Annotated in this window: 5 protein-coding genes and 2 pseudogenes (1 of these 7 only partly in view); 3 read left to right on the top strand and 4 right to left on the bottom strand. The window is 66.7% G+C overall.

Features of this window, described 5'->3' with window-relative positions:
* Positions 1-297: 297 nt before the first annotated feature.
* Positions 298-1,008 (bottom strand): NAD(P)/FAD-dependent oxidoreductase, encoded by a 711-nt coding sequence (locus F1643_RS17765; RefSeq protein ID WP_370540680.1) that lies wholly within the window; start codon positions 1,006-1,008, stop codon positions 298-300.
* A 115-nt stretch (positions 1,009-1,123) separates the two neighbouring features.
* A pseudogene (locus F1643_RS25085) lies at positions 1,124-1,333 on the bottom strand (FAD-dependent oxidoreductase); the annotation flags it as partial.
* Between the two features lie 143 nt (positions 1,334-1,476).
* Here F1643_RS25085 and F1643_RS17760 point away from each other — a divergent pair.
* From F1643_RS17760 to F1643_RS23780, 3 genes and pseudogenes are all read left to right on the top strand, one after another.
* A pseudogene (locus tag F1643_RS17760) lies at positions 1,477-2,382 on the top strand (LysR family transcriptional regulator); the annotation flags it as partial.
* Between the two features lie 181 nt (positions 2,383-2,563).
* Positions 2,564-3,070 (top strand): hypothetical protein, encoded by a 507-nt coding sequence (locus F1643_RS23785; protein ID WP_370540679.1) that lies wholly within the window; start codon positions 2,564-2,566, stop codon positions 3,068-3,070.
* 98 nt (positions 3,071-3,168) lie between these two features.
* A complete protein-coding gene (locus tag F1643_RS23780) occupies positions 3,169-3,969 on the top strand; it encodes a VOC family protein (protein ID WP_370540678.1) in 801 nt (266 codons plus the stop codon).
* A gap of 1 nt (position 3,970) precedes the next feature.
* Here the strand turns inward: F1643_RS23780 and F1643_RS17750 are convergent, their stop codons facing one another.
* Complete coding sequence (locus tag F1643_RS17750) at positions 3,971-4,597, bottom strand: EAL domain-containing protein (RefSeq protein ID WP_194914543.1); 627 nt, start codon at positions 4,595-4,597, stop codon at positions 3,971-3,973.
* 231 nt (positions 4,598-4,828) lie between these two features.
* Positions 4,829-5,000 carry the 3' portion of a GAF domain-containing protein gene (locus tag F1643_RS17745; protein WP_194914542.1) on the bottom strand. Its footprint extends 257 nt past the window's final position, so 172 of the gene's 429 nt are visible here — the last part of the coding sequence; the start codon falls outside the window, past its right edge — the gene reads right to left on this strand; its stop codon occupies positions 4,829-4,831.

Genomic DNA, 5,000 nt, shown 5'->3' with positions numbered 1-5,000 from the left:
GTCTATTCCGGCCATGCCGGTTTTTCCGAACCAGGTTAGATCCGACCCGGCAGCCGCGCACCGACAAGGTGAGTCGCCTGCGCCCCGTATTCGTAGGCGGCTTCACGCACCGCACGGCCGCCGACCGTATCCGGGGCCGTGTCGGGAAGCGGCATCTCCGCGTCGGTGAGCTTGCCGGTGATGCGGTCGCAAGGCAGCGGCCGAGAACCGTGCCGGGCGCAATGCCGCGGCCATTGTAGCCGCTGAAGCCGATCACGTTGCGGTCCAGCCGGTGGAAGCGCGGCAGATTGTCCTTGGTCATCCCGATCTGCCCATACCATTCGGCCTCGAACCGCACCGGGCCGAGCTGCGGGAACAGGGGCGGCCAGGCGAACGCTGCGCCCAAGCCCGGTGCACCGCGATCCCGGTTCCCCTCAATGCGCCGACACTGCCGAACACCAACCGTCCCTGACGGTCGAACCGGTAGGAGCTGAGCACCGATTTGGTGTCCCAAACCCCCTGCCGCTCCGGCAGGATGGCCTTCTGCATGGTGTCGGACAACGGCTCCGTCGCCAGATTGAAGTAGGGCAGGTGGACCTGCTCGGTGCGCAGTTGCGCCCAGGGGCCGATGCTGTAGGCGTCGGTTGCGACGACAACCCAATCGGCCTGCACGCTGCCGGTCGCCGTCTTCACCTCCCATTTGCCGCCGACCTCCCTTGCCGACTGGACGGGGCTCCGGGTGTAGATGCGGGCACCCGCCTTCACGGCGGCAGAGGCCAGCCCGCGGGCATAGGCCAGCGGCTGGATGGTGCCGGCCCTCAGGTCGAGAAGCGAGCCGGTATAGACGCTGGTGCCGACCTTCTCCGCCGTTTCCGCTGCGTCGAGCAGGCGCACGGGCGCTCCGCGCTTCTGCCAGATCGCCGCCCGCTGCTCCAGTTCGCGCAAGCCCGCGGGACCGACGCCGCAATGGAGGGTGCCGCTGCGCTCGTCCTCGCAGGAGATGGCGTGTTTCGTGATCAGATCGAACACCCGCGCGCGGAGCATTCCCGAGCAGTTCGATCAACCGCTCGCCATAGACCGGCCCCAGCGTGTTGACGAGCTGGTCGGGCATCACCCACATGCCGGCGTTGACCAGCCCGACATTGCGCCCGGCACCGCCGAAGCCGATCTCCACCGCCTCGACCACCACCGCGTCGACGCCGCTTTCCGCCAGATACAGGGCGGCCGACAGGCCGGTGTAGCCGGCCCCGACGATCACCACGTCCGCCCTGACCGGGCCGGTCAGCGGCGTGGTCGGTGGCGCCGGCGGTGCCGTCCGTTCCCAAAGCCCATGCGACCGCGAATCGTTCAGCATTCCCTGTGGTCCTTTTCCCGTGTTCTTGCCCGCCTGTCATTCCCGGCCGGAAACACCGCCCGAACCGGTTCCGTGAGCGTAGCGGGTCGCCGCCTCAACGGACAGCTGGGAAGATTCGCTTGCCTACCCCCTTCGGCAAAGTGATGTTTGCTCAACCAGTCATTCCCTGTGAGAATGAGATGCAGAGCCCCCGCCGCTTCCTTCCCTCCCTGTCCCTTCTGACTGCATTCGAGGCGGCGGCGCGGACCGGCAGCATCACCGCGGCGGCGAAGGAGCTGTCCCTGACCCAGAGCGCCGTCAGCCGCCAGATCAAGGCGCTGGAGGAGTTGCTGGAGGTCGAGCTGTTCCACCGCGAACGGCAGACCATCCGCCTGACCGCGGGAGGGGAGTATTATGTGCGTGAGGTGCGTGATGCCCTGCGCAAGATCAGCACCGCATCGCTCAACCTGCGCGCCAATCCCTTCGGTGGCACGCTGAGCATCGCCGTCCTGCCGACCTTCGGGGTCCGCTGGCTGGCGCCGCGGTTGCCGAACTTCCTGGCGGCGAATCCGGGCGTGACCATCAACCTGGTGACGCGCATGGCGCCTTTCGACTTCCGGCTGGATCCCGTCGACGTGGCGATCCACTTCGGCCGGCCGGATTGGCCGGGCGGGGAGATGGCTCTGCTGCGCCGGGAGACGGTCATCCCCGCCTGCAGTCGCGCTCTGCGCGACCGGTTCGGCTTCCGGCAGCCCGGCGATCTGCGCCTTGCCCCCTTGCTGCACCTGACCAGCCGCCCCGATGCATGGGAACGTTGGCTGACCCTGCACGACACGCCGGCCGATGGGGTGCATGGCATGCTGTTCGACCAGTTCGGCACCACCATTCAGGCGGCCGTCGCCGGGCTGGGGGTGGCGCTGCTGCCGCTTTTCCTGATCGATGAGGAATTGGGAACGGGGCAACTGGTGCCCGCGCTCGACCTGCCCATGGAGAGTGAGGACGCTTATCACATCGTGTGGCCGTCGGAACGAACGAGCTATCCGCCGCTTGCCGCCTTCCGTGATTGGATACTGGAGGAAACTCGGGACGACATCCCGGAGGACCGCCGGCCATATCATGAGCTTTTCCTCATCAAGTCGGTAAAAAACAATCGCAATCCAATGCGGCGCTTCGTTGCTATAGCTGCTCTATGGGAGGGGCCGGGAGATCGTCCGGACCGGTCCGACGCAGGCAACGCGAGCGAGATTTGCAATGAGTGCCCAGAGTTCCTTCAACGCTGGTTTTATCAGCCCCGATGCGATCCGTACCCTGTTCTCCAACGCCATGTCGGAGATGTACCGGACGGAGGTGCCCGCCTATCAGACGCTCGTCGAGCTGGTTCGCGAGGTGAACGAAGCGGTGCTGGCCGCCGACCCGGCGGAGCGCCACCGGCTGGAGGCCGCGGGCGGTCTCGCCCGCATCACGGAGGAGCGTCACGGCGCGATCCGGCTCGGCACCGCGAATGAGCTGTCCACCATGCGCCGCCTATTCGCGGTGATGGGCATGCAGCCGGTCGGCTATTACGACCTTTCGGAGGCCGGTGTTCCCGTCCATTCCACCGCCTTCCGTCCGGTGACCGACGAGGCGCTGAGCCGCAATCCTTTCCGCGTCTTCACCTCGCTGCTGAGGCTCGACCTGATCGCCGATGCCGGCCTGCGGCAGGAGGCGGAACAGGTGCTGGCCGCGCGCAGCATCTTCACCCCGGCTGCCTTGCCCTGATCGAAAAGGCCGAGGCGGCCGGCGGACTGACGGAGGAGGAGGCCACCCACTTCGTCGCGGAGGCGCTGGAAACCTTCCGCTGGCACAGCCGGGCCAATGTGCCGCTCGACCTCTACAAGCGGCTGCACGACGCCCACCGGCTGATCGCCGATGTCGTTTCCTTCAAGGGGCCGCACATCAACCATCTGACACCGCGCACGCTGGACATCGACGCCGTGCAGCGGATGATGCCGGAGAAGGGCATCGCACCCAAGGCGGTGGTGGAAGGCCCGCCGACCCGGCGCTGCCCCATCCTGCTGCGCCAGACCTCCTTCAAGGCGCTGAGCGAGCCGGTGGATTTCCGCGATGGCGACGGCTGGCGTTCGGGTGTCCACACCGCACGTTTCGGCGAGATCGAACAGCGCGGCATCGCGCTGACACCGAAGGGCCGTGCTCTGTATGACGCCTTGCTGCAGGATTCCCGCCGCCTCGTCGCCCCGGCCGCCGACGGGTCCAATGCCGCCGAGTACATGACGGCCCTGCAGGAGGTCTTCGCCCCGTTCCCCGACAGCTGGGACGAGATCCGACGCCGGCAGTTCGGCTATTTCATCTATTCGCTGACCGAGGCCGGACGGCGCAACCTGTCGGCACCGGACGCCGATCTGGAGGCGCTGATCGGGGCTGGTCTCGTCCGGTTCGATCCGGTGGTCTATGAGGATTTCCTGCCGGTCAGCGCTGCCGGCATCTTCCAGTCCAACCTGGGCGACGATGCGCAGCAGGATTTCTCCGCCAGCCCGAACCAGCAGCGCTTCGAAGCCGATCTCGGCGCGTCCGTCCTGAACCCGTTCGACCTCTATGCGGAGATCGAACGGGCCTCCATCGACGCCTGCCTGTCGCCCATGAGTCCGGCGACGGCGTAGGTCACACTGCAACCACGGCGGTGGGCCGGAAGGCCCCCGCCGCCAACGGGCGGGAGATCAGGTCACCCTGCCCTAAGTCGCAGCGGTGCTGGCGCAGCCACTCATAGGCTTCGACGGTCTCCACCCCCTCCGCCACCACCCGATAGCCGAGATCGTGGGCCAGGTCGATGGTGGAGCAGACCATGATCTGGTCGCTGCGCTCGGTGGCGATGGAGCGGATGAAGCGCTGATCGATCTTCACCGCCGTCGCCGGGATGTCCTTCAGGTAGGACAGCGCGCTCTGGCCGGTGCCGAAATCGTCGATCTCGACATCGATCCCAGCCGGCGCAGCTGGTCGAGCTGCCGGTCGACCACCGCCCGCTCGGTCATCTGCACGCTTTCCGTCACCTCGAAGTCGATCCAGTCCGCCTTGCACCCCGGGCCGGTCCAGCATGGCGGCTATCTGGTCGGCGAAGTCATTGGCCCCGAGGTCCAGCATCGCGGTGTTGATCGAGACCGGCAGCGCGATCGGCACATGCAGCAACTTTGCGGCCAGACGGGTGATCTGGTCGAAGGCTGGTTCCTCGGGAGTGTCGAGCAGTTCGTAGCGCCAAAGAACGGCAAGCCGGCCCTCCTCGCGGGACAGCATTGAGGGCGTGGACGGGGACAATGGCACGGGCAAGGGCGGGAAATGCATCATGACGGCTGGCGCCGTTCCTTGCGCTATCCTGTCGGCCATTGTGAAGCAACCCGGGGGCCGGCTCTATAACCCGTTGGGACAGCTAGCATTGTCGCTTCTCGATCGCGACGAGTGCCGTCACGGTGAGCTGGGCCAGCACAATGCGGTCCACCATGCCGAAGCTGCGCGGCATCGTGTCGATCAGGCAGACCGAACCGAGCGCCAGGCCGTTGCGGTTGATGATCGCGCGCCGGCGTAGAAACGGATGTGGGGGGATCCCAGAACCAGCGGATTGTCGCGGAACCGCGGATCGTCGGCGGCGTCCTCCACGACCATCGGCAGGCTCTGCTGGATGGTGAAGCGGCAGAAGGCA

This window comes from Azospirillum sp. INR13 (genome assembly GCF_015390205.1).
Taxonomy (GTDB): domain Bacteria; phylum Pseudomonadota; class Alphaproteobacteria; order Azospirillales; family Azospirillaceae; genus Azospirillum.
This window is presented reverse-complemented; position numbering and strand designations above follow the sequence as displayed.

What these genes read in the sequence shown, in the direction of transcription:
- F1643_RS17750 (WP_194914543.1), bottom strand. Translation starts at nt 4,597, where the DNA reads ATGCTGTCCCGCGAGGAGGGCCGGCTTGCCGTTCTTTGGCGCTACGAA.
- F1643_RS23785 (WP_370540679.1), top strand. Translation starts at nt 2,564, where the DNA reads ATGAGTGCCCAGAGTTCCTTCAACGCTGGTTTTATCAGCCCCGATGCG.